Origin of the sequence: Anaerotignum lactatifermentans (assembly GCF_014982935.1) — a bacterium.
Taxonomy (GTDB): Bacteria; Bacillota; Clostridia; order Lachnospirales; family Anaerotignaceae; genus Anaerotignum; species Anaerotignum lactatifermentans.
In genome coordinates this window covers 48,592-73,439 of record NZ_JADCKK010000005.1, presented here as the reverse complement: position 1 = coordinate 73,439, position 24,848 = coordinate 48,592, and the positions used below count along the sequence as shown (strand labels likewise).

Genomic DNA, 24,848 nt, shown 5'->3' with positions numbered 1-24,848 from the left:
TCCTGTTTTCAGAGAGCATGTTGTCCCGTGTACAGCCACGCAAGCAGGCTGCGCAGAGGGCGGAACAACACCAGACAGACAACGAAATTGCCGACGCAGTGGGTCACGTCAAAGAGCAGACCTGATGTCCAATAAGCAATGGCAGCGCCGATACCGCCGGCAGCAAAATAAGGCAGGGCGCAGAGGGCGCCGAAAGCCAGACCGAAGAACCCCGAAAGGATGCTCCAGAAAAGGACAGAGCTGTTTTTTCGGAAAATATGTGCCAGCAGCGCCAGTATGCTCCAGATGTAGAGATAGCTGAACCACCATATCCCAAAGCCGTAGCAGAAGCCTTCCAGCAGCACAAAGGCGTATATGACCAGAAAAACCTTTTTGCCGCATGTGAGGGTATAGAGGATGATGAGCAGGCTCACCACTTCGATATTGGGCAGCACTGCCAGAAAGACTTGTCCCAGAAAGAGTATGGCGGTGAACAGACCGAGGATTGCCAGTTCACGGGCGTTTTGCTTTGCCAAATCAATAACCTTCCTTCAGTGTCAGTTCAAACTGGTCCTGATCCTGAATGGGAGTCTGGTCTGCACCGGTATTGACCATTTCGCCGTCTTTTGTGATGCACCACCACTGTTCTTTGCTGTCGTCTGCGGTTTCGCCGTCAACGGTGGTGATGAACATGCCGTAAGGTCCTTCTGTACCCTCCGCAAGATTTTGCTCTGTCAGCGCTTCCCCTAGATATTCTGCGTCCGTGTCATAGGAAAATGTGCTTTTGCTGCTGTCACTATGGACGACAGAAATGGTGATGTGTTTTTCGCCGGCAGCGGTGTCCGGTCTGGTCTGGAAAAAGACGATGAGCGCCAGAACACAGCACAGCACCAGAAGAATGCCGGCAATTTTGGTTTGTTTTTTCTGCATAATGACCTCCTGAAGGTGTTTTTTCTTTTCATCTTAGAATGCTGGTGTTTTTTTGTCAAGGCTATTTGTCCGGTGTGGATGGAATCAAAAAATTGTATTTTTTTGCAAAACGTTAAGATTTCATTAAGAAAATCATTGACAGGACTAGAAAAATTTAATACGCTGATAATGCAAATAAACTCTTAAGTAAAGAAGAAAAAGGAGAATTTTACCAATGAATGGTCTGTTGGAGAGAACGTTTCGTCTTTCAAAGAACCATACCAATGTAAAAACGGAAGTATTGGCAGGGATCACCACATTTATGACAATGGCTTACATCCTTGCGGTAAACCCGTCTGTATTGTCATCGGCAGGTATGGACAGCGGCGCGGTATTCACTGCAACGGCGCTGGCATCCTGTTTGGCAACACTGATGATGGCTGCCTTTTCCAATTATCCCTTTGCACTGGCACCCGGTATGGGTTTGAACGCATTCTTTGCCTACACAGTTGTAGGGCAGATGGGCTTCACATGGCATGTGGCACTGGCAGCAGTATTTGTGGAAGGGATTATTTTCATCATACTTTCCCTGACAAATGTGCGTGAAGCCATCTTTAACTGTATCCCCATGTCCCTGAAAGCCGGCATTACCTGCGGTATTGGGTTGTTCATCGCTTTCATCGGTTTCCAGAACTCTAAACTGGTAGTAGACGGTTCCACACTGGTAGCCATTTACCCCTTCAAAGCAGCCCTGGCTGACGGCAGATTCTGGTCTGAAGGCATTGGCGCACTGCTGGCATTCGTTGGGATTATCCTGACTGTTGCTTTTATGATTAAAAAAGTGCCTGGCGGCATTTTGCTGGGTATCCTGTGTACATGGCTGCTGGGTATCCTTTTGCAGGTGGCTGGTATTTATCAGCCCAATCCAGAACTTGGAATGTATTCCGTACTGCCTGATTTCTCCAGCGGTTTTGGCATTCCTTCTCTGAAACCTACATTGATGCAGATGGACTTCTCTGGCTTGCTTGGCTTGAATTTCATCACCGTTATGCTGTCATTCCTGTTTGTTGACCTGTTTGACACCATGGGAACCCTCATCGGTGTGGCTTCCAAAGCAGATATGCTGGATGAAAAGGGCAGACTGCCTCGTATCCGCGGCGCGCTGATGGCAGACGCTGTTGGTACAAGCTTGGGTGCGGTTCTGGGTACATCCACAGTCAGCACTTATGTAGAAAGCTCCTCCGGTGTTATGGCAGGGGGCAGAACTGGTCTGACTTCTGTGGTAACTGGTCTGCTGTTTGCGGTAGCACTGTTCCTTTCTCCCATTTTCCTGGCGATTCCTTCTTTTGCCACAGCGCCTGCGCTGGTAGTCGTTGGGTTTATGATGATCACAACAGTATTCCGCATTGACTTCGACGATATGAGCGAAGCCATCCCTGCTTTCGTTGCCATGATCGTGATGCCTTTCATGTATTCCATTTCCGAAGGTATCGCCCTGGGCGTTATCTCTTATGTGCTGATTCAGCTTGTTTCCGGCAAAGTAAGAGAAAAGAAAGTACATTGGCTCATGTATGTACTGGCGATCGCATTTATATTGAAATATCTTTTCGTATAAGAACACATCAAAGCCCCTCTGTGAAAACAGAGGGCTTTTTTTATAGACGGAACACCTTGGCATTTTCCTGTCATTTGTAGTATACTAATAAGATATGAAATCAGAGCAAGGAGAGAATGCCATGCTGGTGACAGCCATCATTCCGCAGAAAAAAGATCCTGCGAAACGAAATATTTTTATTGATGGGGAATTTGCTTTTTCCCTCATTGCACAGGATGTGCTGTATTTTAAACTGCGGGAAGGGGAGCCTATCCCACAGGAAACTTATGCTACCATTCAGGATAACTTGATTTATATACAGGCACAGGATACAGCCCTCCATTATCTGGGCTATAAGATGCGGACGGAGGCGGAACTGCGCTGGAAGCTGACAGAAAAGGAATTTGCGCCCCAGGTCATTGAAAAGGTCATGGACTTTCTTTGTCGTTATGGATATTGCGACGACAAGGCCTATGCCAAAAGCTTTGTGAAAGAACGTCTGCGGCTGAAACCAAAGGGGGCTTATGCCCTGAAAATGGAACTGCGGCAGAAAGGCATTCCCGAGAAAATCGCCGAAGAAGTGCTGGCAGAAACAGATTTGAATGAAGCGGAAGACGCTGCCCGTTGGATACTGAAAAAAACACGGGGCAATCTGGAATTGGATGAGAAAGAAAAACAACGGCTTTACGGCTTTTTGCAGCGGAAAGGCTACCGATGGGACACCATTCGGGAAGCCATGGCGCTTGTGGAAGCAGGGGAGGTATGAAAATGGGATTTTATTTTGCGGAAGTCCGTAAACTGCGGCGGGAACTGCAGGCGGCCTATGGAGCCGGTGAATATAAAAAAGCATTGATACTGGGCAAAAATATTTTGCAGAAATATCTGGAAAATGACGACGCCAACACCATTGAATACGCATCGGATATGCATAATCTGGGGGTTATCTTCGACACCATGGGTATGTATGCCAAGGCGGTGGAATATTACAAGAAAGCGGCAATACTGAAACGGGATTGTTCCGGCGAAAGCCTGTCCTATGCGGATACGGTGAATAACCTTGCCATTGCTTACAACAACATGGGAGAAGGGGAAAAAGCCCGTAGATTCCATGGCGAGGTGCTGAAGATTCGGGAAGCCAAACTGGGAAAAGACCATCCCGATACCATTTACAGCCTGTTCCATCTGGGTAATACGGAAGAAGACCTCCAGCAGTACGACAAAGCCGTGGAGTATCATCAGCAGGCTTTGGAGCGGGCAAGACGTTCCGCGGATTTTTCCAAAGAAGATATGGCGGATATTTTCGCTTCTCTGGGTGCGGCTTATGATGGCGGCGGCAATTACAGACGCTCCATTTCTTCTTATGAAAAGGCGCTGGACTTCGTGGAAAAAGCAGGGGTGGAAGAAAGCTTCTGTTATATGATTTGGACATTATCTCTTGCGGAGGTCTGCGAGAAAGCAGGCTGGAACGAATTGGCAGTAGAATACTGTGAAAAAGCGGTGCAGATGCGCCGAAAGATGATGCAGGACAGCCATCTGGATTATATCAACAGCCTGAATAGTCTGGGTATATTGTGCTGTAAGGCAGGGATGTTCGCGAAGTCCTTGCAGTGCCATGAGGAAGTGCTGCGGCTGGTACAGGAAGTGCTGGGAAGCGACCACTTGTTTTATGCGGATACCCTGAATAACATGAGTGCGGATTACAGCGGCATGAATGAAATGGAAAAGGCGCTGGAAGCCAATGCGGAAGCTCTGCGGCGGAAAGAAGCGGCTTTGGGTCCCTCCCACCCGCAGGTGGCTGTATGTTATATGAGCAGAGGCAGACTTTACGAAAAAATGGGACGGGATACAGATGCTCTTGCAGCATACGAAAAAGCCCTGCTTATTCGTCGGGATACTGTTGGCAGAATGGACCCTTTGTATGCGGACACATTGGAGCAGATTGCAGGTCTTTTCACAGCCAAAGGTGCTTATGAAGCGGCAGCGGAATATTTGCAGGAGGCTTTGTACATCCGCAGAGAAGCAGAAACGGGCACAGACCGTGATTTGGTGGGCGGCTTACAGCTTTTGGCGGATGTGAAGCAGAAAGCGGGGGAAGGGCAGGCGGCAGCAGCTCTTTGCCGGGAAGCCATTGAACTTCTTGAAAAGCATTTCAGCAAAAATCATCCAGAATACGCCATTGGTTTGGCGAAACTGGGTGAGATTCTGGCAAGAGAGAAACAATATGATGAAGCCATTCAGATTTTGACAGAAAGCGCTGCCATCCAGAAAGAAATGCTGGATGAGGACAATCCGAGATATTTGAAAACACTGGAATATCTGGCAGAAGTTTGTGTGCGCAAAGGCGATTATGCTGTGGCAGTCCAGCATTATCTGGCACTCAATGACGCAAACTATGAGGAAACAGCGGAAGACAAGCAGCGGGCGGCGGAAACACTGCTGGCAATTGCCGTTTGTTATCTTGCCATGGGCAACGAGAAGAAGGCGGAAGCTTATCGGAAAGAGGCTGTGGAAAAACTTAGTCGTGCCGGCGGCGGATTGACGGAAAAATTCGCAAAACGCCATCAGCAGTATGATTTGCTGGCAAACAAAGGGAAACTGCCTTATGCCGGAGCGGAACGTCAGGCAAAAATGGAAGAAAGACGGCGGCTCCAGAAGGCAAAAGACCTTTTTACGGAAATGCTGGCACAGCGTGGCGAACAGGCGCAATCTTTAGATAAAGAAGCCGTGCGCAATGCCATTTCTCTGGGAGATTTGCAGATGCGTACCGGCAATCGGGAGCAGGCATTTTTCTGGTATCAGGCGGCAGAACAGGCGGCGGAAGGCATGGAATACGCCCAGGCTTGCCGCAGATTGGGAGAATGGTACCTGACAGCAGGAGAATATCTGAAAGGTCTGCAAAAGCTTACCAATGCCAAGAATTACATCGAAGAATATGACAGCGTGAAAACAAAAGACTACTGCGAATTGCTGGCGGAAATCGGCGACTGTTATTTTGCCATGGGGGAAAAGGAAAAGGCAGTGGGCATGTACCTGCCTTATATACGGCTGTTCCGTGAACTCCAGCTGCCCAGAGGAAAACAGTATCAGCGCAGATTGGAACGCACAGGCAGACTGCTGGCAGACAGTGGACGCCATAAAGATGCGGCGGAATGTTTCAGTGAATTGGCACTGGCAACCCGTATGATGGAAGGGGAAACAGAGAATTTTGCCCGCTTGCTTCTGAAAACAGCGGCTTCTCATATTGCACAGGGAAATCAGAAAGAAGCGAATACCCTTTTGGATCGTGCTTTGCTGTTAGGGACAGCCAAAGGCAGGGATACAGAAGCTTATGGCAAGCTTTGTGACCGCATCGGACGGATGTATGCTGCCAACGGCAGTTTGGAACGGGCGGAGGACTGCCTTTCCATCGCTTATGAAATGACGAGAAACGGTAAAAAATGCCTGACCAGAGATGGTCTTGCCGCACTTTTGTCCGTGCTGCGGAAACTGGGGCGGGAAGAGCGATATTTTGCTGTAAAACAAGGCAAAAAATTGGAATAAAAGTGTTGACAGGCACAAAACCCTGTGATACTATAATGAAGTATGTCAGCCGCATGGAGAGGTTCTGGAAAACCGAAGAAAGGCTTCGGTTACCGTATCCAGCGAGTAAATTGCGAGGAGGTGTTCACATGTACGCAATTATTGAAACTGGTGGTAAGCAGTACAAAGTAGCAGAAGGCGATATCATCACAGTAGAAAAACTGGGTGTTGAAGCAGGTCAGGAATATACATTCGACAAAGTTCTGGTACTGGCGAAAGACGGCGATGTAAAAGTTGGCGCTCCCTACGTTGAAGGCGCAGCAGTTACAGCATCCGTAATCGGTGACGGCAAAGCGAAAAAAGTAGTCGTTTACAAATACAAACCCAAAAAAGGTTTCCACAAGAAAAACGGCCACAGACAGCCTTTCACAAAACTGCAGATTAAATCCATCTAATTATGATTCAAGCTAAGCTTTATCAGAAAGAGAATAAAATCTGTGCATTTGAGATTTCCGGTCACGCAGGCTATGCACCCCATGGGGAAGACATCGTCTGTGCGGCAGTTACCATACTTTCTCTCAATACGGTCAATGCCATAGAGCAGTTCACGGACGTGCCCTTTCAGGCAGAAGCCGATGAGAAAAAAGGCGGTTATCTCAAAGTCGTGTTCCCTTTAGAGGGAATGGAGGACGAACGGGTACAGCTGCTTTTGCAGACATTATGGCTCGGGTTGTCCGGCATTGAAACGGAATATAACAAGTATCTTACTTTGAAAATTGAGGAGGTGTAAGTATGTTCAGATTGAACCTTCAGTTCTTCGCGCACCACAAAGGCGGCGGTTCCACAAAGAACGGTCGTGACTCCAACGCTAAGAGATTGGGTGCAAAACGTGCAGACGGTCAGTTTGTACTGGCAGGCAATATTTTATACACACAGCGTGGTACTAAAATCCATCCCGGTGTGAACGTAGGCAAAGGCGGCAACGATACACTGTTCGCTTTGGTTGACGGTCGTGTAAAATATGAAAGAAAAGGCAGAGATAAAAAACAGGTTTCCGTATACCCTGTTGAAATCGCTGAATAAGAATGTTGAAGGCTTCAAATGATATCATTTGAAGCCTTTTTCGTGAAAAGCAAAACAGTTTGCTTCTGACGAAAGAGGTTTTGAAAGAAAGAGAAAGGATACGAGGTGAGAATATGTTTGTAGATAGAGTCAAGATTCATGTAAAAGGCGGCAACGGCGGCAATGGTATGGTTTCTTTCTTCCGCGCGAAATATATTACCCACGGTGGTCCCGACGGCGGCGATGGCGGCAGAGGCGGCGACGTGATTTTTGTAGGGGACGAAAGCATGGGTACCCTCATGGACTTCCGTTATAAGAGAATGTTTAAGGCTGGCAACGGTCAGGATGGCGGCAAACGCAACTGTTTTGGTAAAGACGGCGAAAGCGTTGTCATCAAAGTGCCTGTTGGTACGGTTATCCGTGAAGCGGAAAGCGGTAAGATCATGGCGGATATTACCAAACACGGGGAAGAAAAAATCCTGATTCATGGCGGTAAAGGCGGCAAGGGCAATCAGCACTTCGCAACACCCACCAGACAGGCACCCCGTTATGCGGAACCCGGCAGAGTGGCAAAAGAATACGATGTAATTCTGGAACTGAAACTGATTGCAGACGTTGGTTTGATTGGTTTCCCCAATGTTGGCAAATCCACACTGCTGTCCATGGTAACAAACGCAAACCCTAAAATCGCAAACTATCACTTTACCACACTGGCTCCCAATCTGGGCGTGGTAGAAGGCAGATACGGCGATTCCTTCGTGCTGGCGGATATTCCCGGTCTGGTAGAAGGCGCCAGCGAAGGCGTTGGTCTTGGACATGCGTTCCTGCGTCATGTAGAACGTACCAAAGTGTTTATCCATGTGGTAGACGCTGCCGGCGTGGAAGGTGACGACCCTGTGGAAAACGTGCGTAAGATCAATCAGGAACTGGAAGCATACAATCCCGAACTGATGAAACGTCCGCAGGTTATCGCAGCAAATAAAACAGACATTCCCGGTTCCGAAGAAAATGTGGAACGCCTGAAAGAAGCCTATGAAAAAGAAGGCTTTGAAGTATTCCCCATTTCTGCGGCAACCAACAAAGGTCTGGATGAACTGCTGACAAAAGTAGCGGAAATCCTGAAAAACTATCCTGAAGACATTGTATTTGAAGAAGAATATGAAGAATACGACGAAGTGGCAGTGGATCAGGAACCTTTCACCATCGAAGTCGAGGACGAAGTGTATGTGGTAAGAGGTGTTGGCGTCGAAAAGATGATCGGTTACACCAATATCGATACAGAAAAAGGCTTCGCTTTCTTCCAGCGTTATCTGAAAGAAAAAGGCATCATCGAAGCTTTGGAGGAAAAAGGCATTCAGGAAGGCGATACCGTTCGTATTTACGATATGGAATTCGAATTCTGGAAATAATTCCCCAAAAAGAGAAAAACAAACGGAAGAAGAAACTTCCGCTTAAGAAAACATTGGTTTTTCGTTTCTTTGATTTCTTAAGGGGAAGTGCGACGGCTGTCTTCAGAAGAAAACATAACAGATTAAATATTAGTAAAAATAAGAAAGTGGAAATTCTCTGGGTGACAAGGATTTCCGCTTTCTTTGTTTTCTTATGAAGATGCCCCTGATTCTGCCAAAGCGGTGGATTCTTCCGTTTTTGTTTCGGCGGAAATGTAACATTTCTGTGAATTTCTCGGAAAAGTCGATGTATTTTGGCTGATCCGATGGTATAATAACAAAATAAGCGGCGGTAAGCTGCCTTATTTGTATGTCAGAAAACAGCCCCATGAGGGGCATAGTATAGATTGAGGTAATGGAATGAACGAAAAAGCATTGCGTATTTTGGAATACGATAAAATCATAAATATGCTGGCGGGATTTGCCGTTTCCCCTATGGCAAAGGAAATGGCACACCATTTGCAGCCTTCTGTTTCCATGTCGGAAATTGTGCTGCGTCAGCAGGAAACCACCGAAGCGGTGAGCATGGTGCTGCGCAAAGGCAGCCCTTCCTTCGGCGGTTTTCGGGAAATCCGTCCCCAGCTGAAACGGGCGGAAATGGGCGGCACCCTGTCCATTCCCGAATTGATGCACATTGGGGAATTTCTCTATGTTTGCCGCAAGGCGAAAAATTACGCGAAAAATGAAAACAAAGCGGAAACGTATGAACGTCTGGACGAATATTTTGAACTGCTGACACTGATTCCCAATCTGGAAAACGAAATCACCAGATGTATTGTGTCCGAAACAGAAATCGCTGACGACGCCAGCGCAGGATTGAAAAGCGTCCGCAAGGAAATCAAGATTTCCAATGACCGTGTGAAGGATCACTTGAATGGGGTCATTTCTTCTTCTGCATATCGGAATATGTTGCAGGATTTTGTTATCACCATCAGAAATGACAGATATTGTGTGCCTGTCAAGAGCGAATACCGCAGTGTGTTTCCCGGTATGGTACACGACCAGTCCAACACTGGTTCTACCGTATTCATGGAGCCTTTGAGCGTGGTACAGCTGAACAACAAAATCAAGGAATTGCAGGCGAAAGAACGGGAGGAAATCGAAAAAATCCTCACAAGCCTGTCTATTATGGTCATTCAGAATGAAGCACAGCTCGGCGCAAACTTGGAACTGCTGACACAGCTGGACTTTATTTTCGCAAAAGCACAGCTTTCCCTGTCTATGGACGGTACACAGCCCTTGTTCAATACAAAAGGCTATGTGAATATCCAGAAAGGCAGACATCCTCTGTTGGATAAGAAAACTGTCGTGCCTATCAATATTTATCTGGGGAAAGAATTTACCACATTGCTCATCACCGGTCCTAACACCGGCGGTAAAACCGTTGCACTGAAAACATTGGGCTTGTTCTCTTTGATGGGGCAGGCGGGGCTGCATATTCCTGCTAACGACCATTCCCAGCTGGCAGTGTTTGACGAAGTTTTTGCGGACATTGGCGATGAACAGAGCATTGAGCAGAGCTTGAGTACATTCTCCGCTCATATGACAAATATCGTCAAGATTCTGGAAGATGTGACAGACAGCTCTCTGGTGCTGTTCGACGAATTAGGTGCAGGTACAGACCCTACAGAAGGTGCGGCACTGGCTATGGCAATCATTTCTTATCTCCATGACCGGAAGATTCGTACCGCTGTTACCACCCATTACAGCGAATTGAAGGTATATGCCCTGTCCACAGAAGGGGTGGAAAATGCCTGCTGTGAATTCGATGTGGAAACACTGCGTCCTACCTATCGTCTGCTCATCGGGATTCCCGGGAAAAGTAACGCGTTTGCCATTTCCAGGCGTTTGGGCTTGCAGGATTATATCATTGACAGCGCAAGAGAATTCATTTCCCATGACGAAGCACGTTTTGAAGACGTTATCACAGACCTGGAAATCAGCAAGAAAAGCGTGGCTTTCGAGCAGGAACGTGCGGAACAGTACCGCAGAGAAGCGGAAAGCCTGAAAAAAGAAGTGGAACGCCAGAAGGAGAAAACAAGAGAACAGAAAGAAAAGATTCTCCAAAAGGCAAGGGAAGAAGCAAAACAGATTTATGCCCAGGCAAAAGAAGAAGCCGACAGTATCATCAAGGAAATGAACCGGGAAGCAAAGCAGAAAAACCAGCAGAAGGCACTGGAAAACAGAGCCAAGCTGAAAGAAAAGCTGTCTTCCGTGCAGGAGGACTTCCTCAAGTCCAAAAAGGTGAAACCTACCCACAAGCCGCCTGAAAAATTGCAGGCAGGGGACAGAGTTTATGTCATTTCCTTCGACCAGAATGGTGTGGCTCTTTCCGCGCCGGATAAGAATAAAGACGTTATGGTGCAGATGGGTATCATGAAGGTGAAGGTACCTCTGGCGGAATTGATGCTGGATGATACACCACAGCCCAAAGAACAAAAGCCCAGACAGACCAATGTGCGGGCAAAAGCGAAAAAGAGCCAGTTTATTTCCGCGGAAATCGACTGCCGTGGTCAGCTGGTAGATGAAGCTATCGTAAATATTGATAAATATATTGATGATGCCTATCTGTCCGGTTTGAAACAGATTATCATCATCCATGGGAAAGGCACCGGCGCTCTCCGTGCCGGCGTGCAGAAATATCTGCGTACCAATCCTCATGTGAAAAGCCAGCGTCCCGGTACTTTCGGGGAAGGGGATGCCGGCGTAACGGTTGTAGAACTGAAGTAAAAGGCGAGGGTATAAAAGGAGATGAATGCCGTGAGTGAGAAACAGAAAGTTCTGGTAGTAGACGACGATCAGCATATTGCAGAGTTGATTTCTCTGTATCTGATGAAAGATGGTTATGATACACAGGAGGTTTACGACGGCAAAAAGGCGTTGGAAGCAGTGACAACTTATGAGCCAGATTTGATTCTGCTGGATTTGATGCTGCCGGGCATGGACGGCTATCAGGTTTGCGCGGAAGTGCGGAAAACAAGCAAAGTCCCCATCATCATGCTGACAGCAAAAGGGGAAACATTTGATAAAGTGCTGGGGCTGGAACTGGGAGCAGATGACTATATCGTCAAACCCTTCGATGCCAAAGAACTGGTGGCAAGAGTAAAGGCGGTACTCCGCCGCTATGAAGCCGGCAGTGCAAAAGAAGAGGAAGATGACGGACAGGTGCTGCGTTATCCAAATCTGGAAATCAATCTGTCCAATTACACAGTAACTTATCATGGAAAGAGTGTGGATTTCCCGCCCAAGGAATTTGAACTCCTTCATTTTCTGGCGTCCAATCCCAAACGGGTGTTTACCAGAGAACAGCTGTTAGACCGTATCTGGGGCTATGAATACGCCGGAGATACCCGTACCGTGGACGTTCATGTAAAACGAATCCGTGAAAAGCTCAATCAGGACGATGAATGGGGCATTCGTACTGTTTGGAGCGTGGGTTACAAATTTGGTCCCAAGTAAAGAGGAATACATAAAAAAATCAGCCGCTGTTTGGGCGGCTGATTCCTTACATATCCAGTATTTTATTCATTTTTGGGTTCTGTCTGATTTTCTTCAGCAGTGTTTTCCGGAAGCACAGGTGCAGACTGTGCAGGCAGCACATCAACAGGAGCGGCTTCTGCTGTGTGACCTGCAGGAAGCTGTTCAGCAGCCTGCTGCATGGCAGCACGTTCTTCCATTTTGCGCTTGTGCTCAAATTCCCGCATTTTCTGTTTGCGGATATTGCTGAAACGAAGCAGAACACAAACTACATACAAAAACAGCATCAGACGATGATAACTGTTTGTGTTGCCCCAGGGTGTCATAAAGATCAGAAAAATGGCAACAGCGAACAGAACAAGGTCTGCCAGTTTGATATTCTTTCTAGGTGGATTGGGTCGTTGATTGGTCATGGTACATACGGCAGAAACATCTGCCACTCCTTTCTTCATAATGAGGAAGTCTTTTGTAAAAACATTCCTATTTTATTATAACATGAATTTTGTTCTTTGGGATGTTTTTCTGATGTTTTCTTTTCGGAGGAATGTTTATGTTTAAAAAATCCATTGTAATCAAGCAATTTTTATTATATATGGCAACCATTAGCTTTTGCGTCATATTGATGGGTGGTATGCTTTCGGTGATCTATACCAACCATTATATGTCTGAAACAAAACAGGAATTGATCGAACAGGGCGAGAAGATTGCCGCTGCCATCAATAAAGCCTATAATACGGGGAACATCAATAATCTGGCTTATGAAATGCAGGTGCTGGAGGACTATATGGGCGCAGGCGTGCTTCTGGTCAATAAAGAAGGCGTTATTGTTCTGGCATCTCCTGGTATGGACAGCAGCCTGCTGGGGCATGTATTGGCTTATGATGAACTGGTGGAAGGCATTCAGGAGGGAAATGTGGTTTCTCTGGAAACAGGCTCTTCCTCTATTTTTGGCACACCCATGCTCATTGTGGGCTATCCCCTTTCTGAAGGGCAGCTTTCCGGTATTTTCATGTGCCGTTCTATGCCGGAAATTAAAGTTTCTCTGAATGAAATGTACCGAGCTGGTGTATTCTGCTTGCTTCTGGCATTCTTGCTGACAGCACTGGTGAGTCTGGTCACATCCCGGAAAATGACAGAGCCTTTGATGGATATGAACCGGGCAGCAAAAGAAATTGCCGGTGGGAATTTTGAAAAGCGAGTGGAAATCACAAGCAAAGATGAAATGGGGCAGTTGGCAGAAAGCTTCAACCATATGGCAGAAAGTCTGGAGAATATCGAAAAATCCAGACGGGCATTTATTGCCAATGTATCCCATGATTTACGCTCGCCGCTGACCAGTATCCAGGGATTTTTGACAGCCATGTTGGACGGCACCATCCCGCCGGAAAAACAGGAACGTTACCTGCGGATCGTGCTGGAAGAAAGCCAGCGGCTCAGCAGACTGGCAGAAGGCATTGTGGATATGAGTCGTGCCCAGGACAGCAAAATTGTGCTGGAGGAAACGGACTTTGACCTGAACGAGATCATTCGGGAAAATTGCGCTGTGCTGGAACCTCAGATGGAAGAAAAGGGTATGCGCATCGAAGTTTCCTTTGCGGCGAAAGAAACCATGGTTCATGCAGATCAGGACAAGATATCCCGTGTGCTTCATAACCTCATGAATAATGCTGTGAAGTTCTCCAAAGAAGACGGCGTCATCGAGGTAGAAACCACATTTTCTGGAAAGAACAAGATATTGGTTTCCGTGAAGGACCATGGCTCTGGTATCAGTGAGGAAGACCAGAAGTATATCTTTGACAGATTTTACAAAGTGGATTCCACCAGAAACAAAGACAAGACAGGCGCAGGACTGGGGCTTTCCATTGTGCGGGAATTTATTCAGGCTCATGGAGAAACTGTGGCAGTAAAAAGCAAGTTGGGAGAAGGCAGTACCTTCCTTTTCACACTGAAATTGGCGAAGTAAAGAGAATAGACCCGTATTTCCCTGTTTTTGTGGCTAAAAACGCATTTTTTGTATCGGGTGAGCAAGTACTCTCTGAAAAAGGAAAAGACCTCACAGGGGCTTACAGAGGGAACTGTGTGGTGTATACAAAGCAGAAGCCTTTAAAAATATGATTTGATTGTTTTAGGTGAACTGTGGCAGCGTCTTTCTAAGACAACGATTTTTGTAAAAATAACATAGCCGGAATCCTTTAGGTTGCAAGGATTCCGGCTATATTTATTTTCTTATGAAGCGGGATTTGATATCTGTTTATGTATAGGTGATAAAATCTTTGTCAATGCGTACGGTTTGTGTTTCGGCATCCCAAGTGATTTCGCTGTTGCGTATACCGCAGATGTTTGCCGCATCGCGCAGGGAAAGGAAGGTTCTTCCATCTTTTTCCGTGGCAGGTTCACGCAGCGCAAGAGTTTGTCCGTGGAAAGACGCTGTTTGGCTCTCCAGAGGAATTTCTGCCAGAAGATCATGCCAGCGGTCTGCTGTATAGAGACATGCTGTATTTCTTTCCTTGTCCCATGCGACTTCCAGATTGGGCAGTGCCGTTGCCAGTTCTCGAAGCGGCAGCATGACGTACCCATTTTCAGAAACATAGGGCGATACCCGAACAGATTTTTCGATGCCGTTGACGGTCAGGGTGTTGTTGTTGAGGGAAAGACAAATCTGCTGGGAATCAATTTGAGCGTTAGGATAAAATTGTTACAGAACAATGAAATCTTCTTTCAAAACCTGCATTTCCTGCTCCAGCCTGTCATCCGGGACGGAATCAGAAAATGCCACATAAAGATGGTGTTCCTGCAGGATGGCTTTTTTATGTGGGTTTTGCTGCAAAGAAAGGTCTGTCAGCGTAAAAGATTCCAGTTTGTCTGGATCACTTTTGTGAATTTTTACGACCAGATTATCATTTTCTGTCCAATAAGTAAGGGTGACACCATCTGCAGTCAGCGTTTGTTCACCTTCCACCACAAAGGAAAGCCGGTTTTGAAAGGTGTCCTGGTGAGCAGTGCCTTCGGGAGCTGCATAATCAAAAGGTTCGTGACTGACAGCGAAGGTATATTCCGAATCGTCCGTAAAACTGCTTGGCGTCGTTTCGCTGATGGTAATGGGCGCTAAGGTAACTGGTTCGCTCATAGGAAACAGGATGGAAGTTCTGGATTTGGCGGAGATGGGCATAGATACCTGTGGCGTTTCTGCGGCAGAACCAGTGGTTGGGAAAAGCAATATGGACATAGACAGTATAGAAGATATCAAAAATATTTTTTTCATAGAAGCCCCTCCTTTTTGATATGTTTGGCAACCCAGCCATAATATCTCAACATATTTCTATTGTAGGACATTTTGATTCTGCTCGTCTATGGCGTGATGTTACAAAATCAGAGATGGAAAACGTACAGATTGTATAGAAATCAAAAAGACCACTCCAAAAGCAACTTCCCCTTAAGAAAACATTGATTTTTCTTTTTCTTGATTTCTTAAGGGGAATTGCGGCGGCTGTCTTCAGAAGAAAATAGATCAAATAAAATCTTAATATCAATAAGAAAGCTGGAATCCTTTGTATTAAGAGGATTTCAGCTTTCCTTGTTTTCTTATGAAGATGCTCCTAAAAGGAGTGGTCTTTTTTCAAAAGATACGGTTGTATCTTATTTTTTTGCTTCGCTTTCGCAGTACAGGCAACGGTAAGTGCCTTTTTCTCTGTCTGTCAGCTTAAAGATATGGTCGATTTCCTGTTCCACTGTAGTGATGCAGCGGGGATTTTTGCAGAAAATAACGTTTGTAATCTGTTCGGGCAGTTCAGGATGGAATTTTTTCACGCGTTTGCCGTCCTGAATGATGCTGATGGTCATGTTGGGGTCCATATAACCCAGTACGCCCAAATCCATGTTCAGCACGCTGTCGATCTTGATAATGTCTTTCTTGCCCATTTTCTGGCTGTTTACATTGCGCAGGATGGCAACGGAGCAGTCCAGTTCATCCAGATGCAGGAAATGATACAGTTCCATGCCTTTGCCGGCTTTGATATGGTCAATGACAATGCCGTTTTGGATTTCGTCGATATGCATTACACTTCCACCCCCAGTAATTTCAGAATCAGTGCCATACGGATATATTTGCCGTTGTGTGCCTGTTTGAAGTAGCATGCGCGGCTGTCGTTATCCACACTGGTGGCGATTTCGTTGACACGGGGCAGGGGATGCAGGATACAAAGATCCTCTTTGGCGTTTTTCAGCTTGTCCAGTGTCAGAATATAGCTGTCTTTCAAACGAATGTAGTCTGCTTCGTTGAAGAAACGTTCCCGCTGTACTCTTGTCATGTACAGAATGTCCAGTTTGGGCATAACTGCTTCCAGATCCTGTGTTTCTTCGTAGGACATGCCTTTTTTCTCCAGTACATCATGAATGATGTAAGAAGGCAGGCTCAGTTCTTCGGGAGAAATCAGCACGAAGTGGATGCCTGTGTAACGGGACAGAGCGTGGATGAGGGAATGTACGGTACGGCCGAATTTCAGGTCGCCGCACAGACCAACAGTCAGGTTATCAAAATGACCTTTTTCTCTGTGGATGGTCAGCAGGTCTGTCAGTGTCTGTGTGGGGTGGTTATGACCGCCGTCACCAGCATTGATGATGGGCACGGGAGAGTGCATGGAAGCCACCATAGGTGCCCCTTCTTTGGGATGACGCATAGCGATGATATCTGCATAGCAGCCTACCACACGTACGGTATCCGCAACGCTTTCCCCTTTGGATGCAGAGCTGCTGTTTGCTTCGGAAAAGCCCAGCACACTGCCGCCCAGTTCCAGCATAGCCGCTTCAAAGCTCAGGCGGGTTCTGGTAGAGGGTTCAAAAAACAGGGTAGCCAGTTTTTTTCTGCGGCAAGCGTCGCAGTATTTATCGGGATTGGCGATGATGTCACAAGCGGTGGCAATCAATTCGTCGATTTCCTGTACAGTCAGGTCAGTAATATCGATCAGATTTCTCATTTCACATCAGTCCTCCAGCTTTCATCACTGGGATTGTTGCGGAAAGCGATCAGTCTCGCGATGTCAGATTCTTTGATGTAGCCTTCTTCAGCAGCTACTTCAGCAACAGCGTCGAAGTTGGACAGGCTGACATTTTTTACATTTGCTTCTGCCAGACGATCCAGACCTTTCTGCATGCCGTAAGTAAAGATGCTTACGATACCCAGTACGTCTGCACCTGCTTCACGCAGTACGTTTACAACTTCGATGGCGCTGCCTGCTGTGGAGATCAGGTCTTCCACAACAACAACTTTCTGACCTTTTTCCAGTTTGCCTTCGATCTGGTTGTGTCTGCCGTGGTCTTTGTGACCGGAACGTACATAGCCCATAGGCAGACCCATGATGTGACCAACGATCGCAGCATGAGCGATACCTGCTGTGCTTGTACCCATGAGAACTTCACAGTCGGGATATTCTGCTTTGATGGTTTCTGCCAGTGCGTTTTCTACGCGAGTACGCACTTCAGGTGCTGTCAGTGTCAGACGGTTGTCACAGTAAATGGGGCTTTTGATGCCGCTTGCCCAGGTGAAAGGTTCTTCGGGACGCAGGAAAACAGCGCCGATGGATAACAGGTCTTTTGCAATCTGTTTTTTCATGTTTGTCATATTACTTTTCGCCTCCTAAAAATTCAGAAACACATCTTCTATAAGCAGCGATGGGGTCCTCTGCCTGTGTGATAGGTCTGCCTACTACGATGTAGTCAGAACCGATTTCTCTTGCTTTTGCAGGGGTGGTGATTCTTACCTGATCCCCTTTATCCCCATCGGCAAAACGTACGCCGGGGGTTACTGTCAAAAAGTCTTTGCCGCAGACGTCTTTTACTTTGCCTGCTTCCAGAGGGGAGCAAACAACGCCGTCCAGACCTGCGATTTTTGCGTTTGCTGCATAGTGCATAACAACTTCATCCAGAGGTTTGTCGATGAGCAGATCGTTCTGCATACGTTCTTCGCTGGTGGATGTGAGCTGTGTTACAGCGATCAGCAGGGGACGTGTGCCGTCGGGGCGTGTCAGACCTTCCAGACCTGCTTCCATCATAGCGATGGTGCCGCCAGCATGTACGTTGCACATGTCAACATCCAGACGGGACAGGACTGCCATAGCTTTTTTTACGGTGTTGGGAATATCGTGCAGCTTCAGGTCCAGGAAGATTTTATGACCTCTTGACTTGATTTCTCTTACGATTTCGGGACCTTCTGCATAGAACAGTTCCATACCGATTTTCAGGAAGGGTTTTTCTTCTGTGAAGCGATCCAGAAAGGCATACAGGTCTTCTTTGCTGTTGAAGTCACAAGCGATGATGACATCTCTGTTCATTTGTGAGCACCTCCAATGATTTCATTCAGATCTTTGATACCATACTGCTCCATAACGCGGGGCAGGTCTTCGATGATGTTTTTGCATGCGAAGGGGTCTACCAGATTGGCTGCGCCTACCTGTACGGCAGTAGCGCCTGCCAGCATCATTTCGATGACGTCTTCCGCGGAGGAAACACCGCCCATACCGATGACGGGGATGTTTACAGCTTCCGCTACCTGATATACCATGCGGACAGCCACAGGGAAGATGGCACTGCCGGAGAAACCGCCCATTTTGTTCGCGATAACAGGGCGTTTTGTTTTCAGGTCGATACGCATGCCCATCATGGTGTTGATGAGGCTGATGCCGTCTGCGCCTGCTTCTTCACATGCTTTTGCAACAGCCGCAATGTCTGTTACATTGGGGCTCAGTTTGATGTAAACGGGTTTTGTGGTCACTGCCTTTACGGCTCTGGTCACTTCTGCCGCTGCTTCAGGGCTGGTGCCGAATGCCATGCCGCCGTGATGTACGTTGGGGCAGCTGACATTGACTTCGATGATGCCAACCTGATCTTCTTTGTCGATGCGTTCGCAGCAGTAAGCGTATTCGTCAACGGAAAAACCGCTGATGTTGGCAATGACAGGTTTATGGAAGCACTTGCGCATTTTAGGCAGTTCTTCGGAAATGACTTTGTCAATGCCGGGGTTCTGAAGCCCTACGGAGTTGATCAGCCCTGCGGTGCATTCTGCAATACGGGGTGTAGGGTTACCGAAACGGGGTTCTCTGGTTGTTCCTTTGAAAGAGAAGGAACCCAGAATGTTGATATCATACAGTTCCGCAAATTCGTAGCCATAGCCGAAAGTACCGCTGGCGGGAATCACGGGGTTATCCAGCGTAATGCCGCTGAGTGTTACTTTTGTGTTTACCACTTGATTTCCTCCTTTTCCAGTACAGGGCCGTCTTTGCAGATACGTTTGTTGCCGTATTTTGTTTCACAGCTACATCCCATGCATGCGCCGAAGCCGCAGCCCATGCGTTCTTCAAAGCTGAGCTGACCGCTGGTTTCTGTCACGTCGGAAAGAGCCTTCAGCATGGGTTCGGGACCGCAGGTGTAGAAATAAGTGTAGTCTTTCAGTGTTTTTACAACGTCTGTGACAAAGCCTTTTGTACCCAGAGAGCCGTCTGCTGTTGCTACATGAACGGGTACGCCAAGGGCGCGGAATTCGTCGATATAGAAGGCTTCCGCTTTGGTGTTGAAGCCCAGAATCACTTCAGGCTTTTTGCCTTCTTCCAGCAGATTTTTTGCCAGACGGTACATGGGAGGAACCCCTACGCCGCCGCCGATGAGCAGGGGACGCATACCGCTTTTGCTGGTGTCATAGCCGTTGCCAAGACCTGTCAGGATGTCCAGCTGTTTGCCGGCTGCCAGTGTGGAAAGGTACTGTGTGCCTTTGCCCACCACTTTGTAAAGGATGGTCAGAGTTTTTTCGTTGTAGTCACATACGGAAATGGGACGACGCAGGAAAAAACCATCCAGTTTGATATTCACGAACTGACCGGAAGCGGTGATGGCAGAGGTATCCCCTGCCAAAACCATTTTCAATACTGTGTCGGTCAGATGCTGATTGCTTTTTACAGTAAAGATAGACTGCTTCACGACGTACCTCCTAGATTATGCGTCGATGGTAGAGATGCAAAGTGTTGTTTCTTCCAGAACATCCAGCAGAACACGAACAGTATCCAGTGTTGTGAACATGGTTACGTTGTTTTCTACAGCGCACTGACGGATTTCCCAGCCATCGCTGTTCTGCATGTCGTTGATGTCTCTGGTGTTGATGACATAGCTTACATAGCCGTGGCGGATGGATTCGATGATTTCATCGCTGCCGTCGCTGATTTTTGCTCTGACTCTTGTACGGATGCCATGTTCTTTCAGGAAGTCAGCTGTGCCTTTTGTTGCTTCGATGTTGAAGCCCAGTTCGTAGAAACGACGGATCAGAGGCAGTGCTTCTTCTTTATCTTTGTCTGCGATGGTAGCAAATACGGTACCGTAGTTCAGGATGTTCATGCCGGAAGCCTGCAGAGCTTTATACAGCGCGCGGTTCAGTTTGTTGTCGTAACCGATTGCTTCCCCTGTGGACTTCATTTCGGGGGACAGGTAAGTGTCCATACCGTGCAGTTTGGAGAAGGAGAATGCGGGAACTTTTACATACCATCTGTTCTTTTCGTCGGGGTAGATGCCGAAGATGCCCTGTTCTTTCAGAGTCTTGCCCAGAATTACCAGTGTTGCGATGTCTGCCAGAGAGTAACCTGTTGCTTTGGACAGGAAAGGTACTGTTCTGGAGGAACGAGGGTTCACTTCGATTACGTATACATCATCGTTCTTATCCACGATGAACTGGATGTTGAACAGACCGCGGATACCGATGCCCAGACCCAGTTTCTTGGTGTATTCCAGGATGGTGCCTTTTGCTTTTGCGGATACGCTGAAGGTAGGGTATACACTGATGGAGTCACCGGAGTGTACGCCGGTTCTTTCTACATGTTCCATGATACCGGGAACGAATACATCGTAACCGTCGCATACTGCGTCTACTTCCAGTTCTTTGCCTTCGATATATTTGTCAACCAGTACAGGCTGGTCTTCGTTGATTTTAACGGCTGTTTTCAGGTATGTGCGCAGGGATTCTTCGTTGGCAACGATCTGCATTGCACGACCGCCCAGAACGTAGCTGGGGCGAACCAGTACGGGATAGCCGATTTCTTCTGCTGCTTTTACACCGTCTTCGATGTTTGTAACTGCCTGTCCCTTAGGCTGAGGGATGTGCAGTTCTTCCATGATTTTTTCAAAGGAATCTCTGTTTTCTGCTCTTTCGATGGCAGCAACGTCTGTACCGATGATTTTTACGCCGCGTTCCATCAGAGGCTGTGCCAGGTTGATAGCTGTCTGACCGCCCAGAGAAGCGATAACGCCCAGAGGCTGTTCCAGTTCTACGATGTTCATAACGTCTTCTGTTGTCAGAGGTTCGAAGTACAGCTTGTCGCTGGTTGTGTAGTCTGTGGATACAGTTTCAGGGTTGTTGTTGATGATGATGGATTCATAACCATACTGTTTGATGGTTGTTACAGCGTGTACTGTGGAGTAGTCGAATTCGACACCCTGACCGATACGGATAGGACCGGAACCCAGTACGATGATTTTCTTCTTGTCGCTCAGGCGGGATTCGTTGCCTTCTTCGTATGTGGAGTAGAAGTAAGGGATGTAGCCGCCGCAGCCGCTTGTTTCGATCATTTTGTAAACGGGGAACATTTTCTGTTCTTTTCTCAGGTTGAATACTTCAACTTCTTTCCAGTTCCACAGTTTTGCGATGAATTTATCGGAGAAGCCCATTTTCTTCGCTTTTGCCAGAATTTCAACGTTGCCAACGTTTTCAGCCAGAACTGTTTCGTAGTCAACGATATTTTTCATTACTTCCAGGAAGTATTTTGTGATCTTGGTTGCTTCGAAGATGTCGTCCAGAGATACACCGTTGCGGATCAGCTGTGCGATGGCATAGATTCTGTCATCGGGGCTCTTAGCGATGTAGTCCAGCAGTTCTTCGTTAGGTGTGTTGTCAAATTTGTCCATGTACAGGTGGCAAACACCGATTTCCAGAGAGCGGATGGATTTCAGCAGGCATTCTTCGATGGTTCTGCCGATACCCATAACTTCGCCAGTTGCTTTCATCTGTGTGCCCAGTGTGTTTGCTGCTGTAGCAAATTTGTCGAAGGGGAAACGAGGCATTTTTGCTACGATGTAGTCCAGTGCGGGTTCGAAGTTTGCGTTTGTTTCGGAAATCTTGATTTCGTCCAGTGTCATACCAACAGCGATTTTAGCTGTTACACGTGCGATGGGGTAACCGCTTGCTTTGGATGCCAGTGCGGAAGAACGAGATACACGAGGGTTCACTTCGATCAGATAGTATTTGGAGGAGTTGGGGTCCAGTGCGAACTGTACGTTACAACCACCTTCGATTTTCAGCGCGCGGATGATTTTCAGAGCGCTGTCACGGAGCATGTTGAAGTCTGCATCGCTCAGTGTCAGGATAGGAGCCACAACGATGGAGTCACCTGTGTGTACACCAACGGGGTCGATGTTTTCCATACCGCAGATGGTGATGGCGTGGTCTGTGCCGTCACGCATTACTTCGAATTCGATTTCTTTGTAGCCTTTTACGCTCTTTTCTACCAGTACCTGGTGTACGGGGGAAAGTTTCAGAGCGTTTTCCATGATTTCAACCAGTTCAGTTTCGTTGTTTGCAAAACCGCCGCCTGTGCCGCCCAGTGTGAATGCGGGACGCAGTACAACGGGGTAGCCGATTTCTTTTGCAGCGTCGATGGCTTCTTCAACGGAGTATGTGATGATGGAAGGAATTACGGGTTCGCCGATTTCCTGGCAGAGTTCTTTGAACAGTTCTCTGTCTTCAGCGCGTTCGATACTGTCGCAGCTTGTGCCCAGCAGTTCAACCTGGCATTCTCTCAGAACGCCTTTCTTTTCCAGCTGCATTGCCAGATTCAGACCTGTCTGACCGCCGATACCGGGAACGATGGCGTCGGGACGTTCATAACGCAGGATTTTTGCAACATATTCCAGTGTCAGGGGTTCCATGTAAACCTTGTCTGCAATGGTTGTGTCTGTCATGATGGTAGCGGGGTTGGAGTTTACCAGCACAACTTCATAGCCTTCTTCTTTCAGGGCAAGGCAAGCCTGTGTGCCTGCATAGTCAAATTCGGCAGCCTGTCCGATCACGATGGGGCCGGAGCCGATAATCAGAATTTTTTTGAGGTCAGTTCTCTTTGGCATATTGTAATTCCTCCTTAAGAATTATATATATAAAATTTCCTAGTTACCTGAATTTATTATAATATGGTTGTTTTCCGGCTGTCCAGATTTTCTTCCCATACAGGAATCCCTTTGTACATGGTCAGTTTACATCTGCCGGATACTTCCCAGCCGGTGAAGAGTGTGCTTTTGCCCATGGAGCAGAACTCCGCAGGGTCAATGGTGTATGTTTCGTTCAGATCGTACACAGTCAGGTTGGCAGGCATGCCAACAGCAAGAGGTGTGCCGATGCCGAAACGTTTGGACGGATTTGTGTGCATCAGATCAATGAGCATATTTAAGGTAAGAACTCCTTTTTTCACCAGATTGGTGTACAAAATGGGGAAGGCTGTTTCCAGTCCTACGATACCCATCATGCTCTTTTCCAGACCTTTGCTTTTTTCCTCAGCGGAATGGGGCGCATGGTCGGTGGCAATCATGTCGATGGTGCCGTCCAGAATGCCTGCGATGAGGGCATCCTGATCTGCTTTGCTGCGCAGAGGGGGATTCATTTTGAATCTGCCGTCCTCCTGCAAGTCCATATCAGTCAGTACCAGATAATGAGGACCTGTTTCGCAGGAAACGGGAAGCCCTTCTTTTTTCGCCTGACGGATCAGTTCCACGCCTTCTTTGGTGGAGATGTGGCAGACGTGATAGTCACATCCTGTTTCTCTTACCAAAGCAATGTCGCGCTCGATCTGCTTCCATTCACTTTCGGAGCAGATACCTTTGTGTCCGTGCTGCGCACAATATTCGCCTGCATGAATATAGCCGCCATTGAGCAGTTCATTGACTTCGCAGTGTGCGGCTACCATTTTGTCAAGTTGTTTGATTTTTTTCATCGCCTGGCGCATCATTTCGTCACTTTGTACACCTCGTCCATCATCGGAAAAGGCACAAACATGAGGTGCCAGTGCATCAAAATCCGCAAGAGCTTCGCCTTTTTCACCATAAGTGATGGCACCATAAGGCAGGACTTCAATCAAAGCGGTTTTTTCGATGGCTTCCAGCTGAGGTGCCAGTGTTTCGGCACAATCGGGCACTGGATTCAGGTTTGGCATTGCACAAATGGTGGTGTAACCGCCGTGTGCTGCCGCCTGTGTACCGGTACGGATGGTCTCTTTATAAAAAAATCCCGGTTCTCTCAGATGCGTATGAACATCAATGAAACCGGGAAAGATAGCGAAACCTTCCAAATCGAAAACAATGCTGCCTTTTGTGGGTGCGGCGGAAGAAATATCGGTAATGATACCATTGTTGACAAATACGTTGGATTTTACAAATTCGCCCTGCATAAATACGTTTGCATTGGATAAAATGTAGTTCAATGTATTTCTCTCCTTTCTTCTGTCTGCATGGTTGTTATATATTTCTTTACAAATTGTCAGTAGTATATCATAGGGATTTGGCTCTGTCAAGCATTTCTTTTGGGGAAAATTCTTTCCCCTTCATTGACAGGAAATTGGAAAATGTGTTAGACTGAACTTGTCAAATAAAGCGGTTTTCTGTAACTGACGGATTGGTGGGAAACCACAGGGGAGCAGAAAATCGGAATTTTTTCTAAGCAGTGCAGTACTGCCTGGCGGATATTTTTATGAATGCCGGGCTTAACAGAATTTCTTCGGTCTGTTTCTTCTGCATGATGGTGGTCGGCGGTGTTTTTGATGAATGGAAATATCGCTTTTTTGCTG

Annotated in this window: 23 protein-coding genes and 1 riboswitch; of the genes, 10 read left to right on the top strand and 13 right to left on the bottom strand. The window is 47.2% G+C overall.

The window, feature by feature from the left end:
- Positions 1 to 8: 8 nt before the first annotated feature.
- Positions 9 to 515, bottom strand: a complete 507-nt coding sequence (locus tag INF29_RS02460) for a hypothetical protein (protein ID WP_193484376.1) — start codon at positions 513 to 515, stop codon at positions 9 to 11.
- Between the two features lies 1 nt (position 516).
- Positions 517 to 909 (bottom strand): DUF4430 domain-containing protein, encoded by a 393-nt coding sequence (locus tag INF29_RS02455; RefSeq protein WP_072852839.1) that lies wholly within the window; start codon positions 907 to 909, stop codon positions 517 to 519.
- A gap of 214 nt (positions 910 to 1,123) precedes the next feature.
- Here INF29_RS02455 and INF29_RS02450 point away from each other — a divergent pair, with 214 nt between their 5' ends.
- From INF29_RS02450 to INF29_RS02410, 9 genes are all read left to right on the top strand, one after another.
- On the top strand, positions 1,124 to 2,503 hold the full coding sequence (locus INF29_RS02450) for an NCS2 family permease (protein WP_072852838.1): 1,380 nt from the start codon (positions 1,124 to 1,126) through the stop codon (positions 2,501 to 2,503).
- 121 nt (positions 2,504 to 2,624) lie between these two features.
- Positions 2,625 to 3,248 (top strand): regulatory protein RecX, encoded by a 624-nt coding sequence (locus tag INF29_RS02445; RefSeq protein WP_193484374.1) that lies wholly within the window; start codon positions 2,625 to 2,627, stop codon positions 3,246 to 3,248.
- 2 nt (positions 3,249 to 3,250) lie between these two features.
- Entirely contained in the window at positions 3,251 to 6,022 is a 2,772-nt protein-coding gene (locus tag INF29_RS02440) for a tetratricopeptide repeat protein (protein WP_193484372.1), read from the top strand.
- A 128-nt stretch (positions 6,023 to 6,150) separates the two neighbouring features.
- On the top strand, positions 6,151 to 6,456 hold the full coding sequence (gene rplU, locus INF29_RS02435) for a 50S ribosomal protein L21 (RefSeq protein ID WP_022365216.1): 306 nt from the start codon (positions 6,151 to 6,153) through the stop codon (positions 6,454 to 6,456).
- A gap of 2 nt (positions 6,457 to 6,458) precedes the next feature.
- On the top strand, positions 6,459 to 6,791 hold the full coding sequence (locus INF29_RS02430; protein ID WP_054329502.1) for a ribosomal-processing cysteine protease Prp: 333 nt from the start codon (positions 6,459 to 6,461) through the stop codon (positions 6,789 to 6,791).
- Between the two features lie 2 nt (positions 6,792 to 6,793).
- Entirely contained in the window at positions 6,794 to 7,084 is a 291-nt protein-coding gene (rpmA, locus tag INF29_RS02425) for a 50S ribosomal protein L27 (protein WP_022255261.1), read from the top strand.
- Positions 7,085 to 7,197: 113 nt separating this feature from the next.
- Positions 7,198 to 8,472 carry a GTPase ObgE gene (gene obgE, locus INF29_RS02420; RefSeq protein WP_087989918.1) on the top strand — a complete coding sequence of 425 codons (1,275 nt, stop codon included), beginning with the start codon at positions 7,198 to 7,200 and terminating at the stop codon, positions 8,470 to 8,472.
- Positions 8,473 to 8,871: 399 nt separating this feature from the next.
- Positions 8,872 to 11,241, top strand: a complete 2,370-nt coding sequence (locus tag INF29_RS02415; RefSeq protein ID WP_193484370.1) for an endonuclease MutS2 — start codon at positions 8,872 to 8,874, stop codon at positions 11,239 to 11,241.
- A gap of 30 nt (positions 11,242 to 11,271) precedes the next feature.
- Positions 11,272 to 11,970 (top strand): response regulator transcription factor, encoded by a 699-nt coding sequence (locus tag INF29_RS02410; RefSeq protein ID WP_330608246.1) that lies wholly within the window; start codon positions 11,272 to 11,274, stop codon positions 11,968 to 11,970.
- A 62-nt stretch (positions 11,971 to 12,032) separates the two neighbouring features.
- Here INF29_RS02410 and INF29_RS02405 read toward each other — a convergent pair whose 3' ends face one another.
- Positions 12,033 to 12,440 (bottom strand): hypothetical protein, encoded by a 408-nt coding sequence (locus INF29_RS02405; RefSeq protein ID WP_193484367.1) that lies wholly within the window; start codon positions 12,438 to 12,440, stop codon positions 12,033 to 12,035.
- A gap of 98 nt (positions 12,441 to 12,538) precedes the next feature.
- Between INF29_RS02405 and INF29_RS02400 the strand changes: the two genes are divergently transcribed.
- Positions 12,539 to 13,951 (top strand): sensor histidine kinase, encoded by a 1,413-nt coding sequence (locus INF29_RS02400; RefSeq protein WP_193484366.1) that lies wholly within the window; start codon positions 12,539 to 12,541, stop codon positions 13,949 to 13,951.
- A gap of 288 nt (positions 13,952 to 14,239) precedes the next feature.
- Here the strand turns inward: INF29_RS02400 and INF29_RS02395 are convergent, their stop codons facing one another.
- The 10 genes from INF29_RS02395 to INF29_RS02350 form a co-directional block, all read right to left on the bottom strand.
- Positions 14,240 to 14,647 (bottom strand): copper amine oxidase N-terminal domain-containing protein, encoded by a 408-nt coding sequence (locus tag INF29_RS02395; protein ID WP_330608249.1) that lies wholly within the window; start codon positions 14,645 to 14,647, stop codon positions 14,240 to 14,242.
- A 36-nt stretch (positions 14,648 to 14,683) separates the two neighbouring features.
- The gene (locus tag INF29_RS02390) at positions 14,684 to 15,250 is read right to left on the bottom strand and encodes a hypothetical protein (RefSeq protein WP_193484364.1); all 567 of its coding nucleotides are present in this window, start codon (positions 15,248 to 15,250) and stop codon (positions 14,684 to 14,686) included.
- A 374-nt stretch (positions 15,251 to 15,624) separates the two neighbouring features.
- Positions 15,625 to 16,044, bottom strand: coding sequence for an aspartate carbamoyltransferase regulatory subunit (locus INF29_RS02385; RefSeq protein ID WP_072851804.1), 420 nt, complete (start codon positions 16,042 to 16,044; stop codon positions 15,625 to 15,627).
- A complete protein-coding gene (gene pyrB / locus INF29_RS02380) occupies positions 16,044 to 16,961 on the bottom strand; it encodes an aspartate carbamoyltransferase (protein WP_072851806.1) in 918 nt (305 codons plus the stop codon). The genes INF29_RS02385 and pyrB overlap by 1 nt, the downstream gene beginning before the upstream one ends.
- Complete coding sequence (pyrE, locus tag INF29_RS02375) at positions 16,958 to 17,605, bottom strand: orotate phosphoribosyltransferase (RefSeq protein ID WP_330391172.1); 648 nt, start codon at positions 17,603 to 17,605, stop codon at positions 16,958 to 16,960. Before pyrE ends, pyrB begins: the two co-directional genes overlap by 4 nt.
- 1 nt (position 17,606) lies before the next feature.
- Positions 17,607 to 18,314 carry an orotidine-5'-phosphate decarboxylase gene (gene pyrF, locus INF29_RS02370; protein ID WP_193484362.1) on the bottom strand — a complete coding sequence of 236 codons (708 nt, stop codon included), beginning with the start codon at positions 18,312 to 18,314 and terminating at the stop codon, positions 17,607 to 17,609.
- Complete coding sequence (locus INF29_RS02365; RefSeq protein WP_072851811.1) at positions 18,311 to 19,225, bottom strand: dihydroorotate dehydrogenase; 915 nt, start codon at positions 19,223 to 19,225, stop codon at positions 18,311 to 18,313. The genes pyrF and INF29_RS02365 overlap by 4 nt, the downstream gene beginning before the upstream one ends.
- Positions 19,219 to 19,953: a dihydroorotate dehydrogenase electron transfer subunit gene (locus INF29_RS02360; RefSeq protein WP_330605982.1), complete on the bottom strand. Its 735-nt coding sequence runs from the start codon at positions 19,951 to 19,953 to the stop codon at positions 19,219 to 19,221. Before INF29_RS02360 ends, INF29_RS02365 begins: the two co-directional genes overlap by 7 nt.
- Before the next feature lie 15 nt (positions 19,954 to 19,968).
- A complete protein-coding gene (carB, locus tag INF29_RS02355) occupies positions 19,969 to 23,139 on the bottom strand; it encodes a carbamoyl-phosphate synthase large subunit (protein WP_072851814.1) in 3,171 nt (1,056 codons plus the stop codon).
- A 56-nt stretch (positions 23,140 to 23,195) separates the two neighbouring features.
- Positions 23,196 to 24,485, bottom strand: a complete 1,290-nt coding sequence (locus INF29_RS02350; RefSeq protein ID WP_243184061.1) for a dihydroorotase — start codon at positions 24,483 to 24,485, stop codon at positions 23,196 to 23,198.
- Between the two features lie 169 nt (positions 24,486 to 24,654).
- Positions 24,655 to 24,748, top strand: a riboswitch (ZMP/ZTP riboswitch).
- Positions 24,749 to 24,848: the final 100 nt, after the last annotated feature.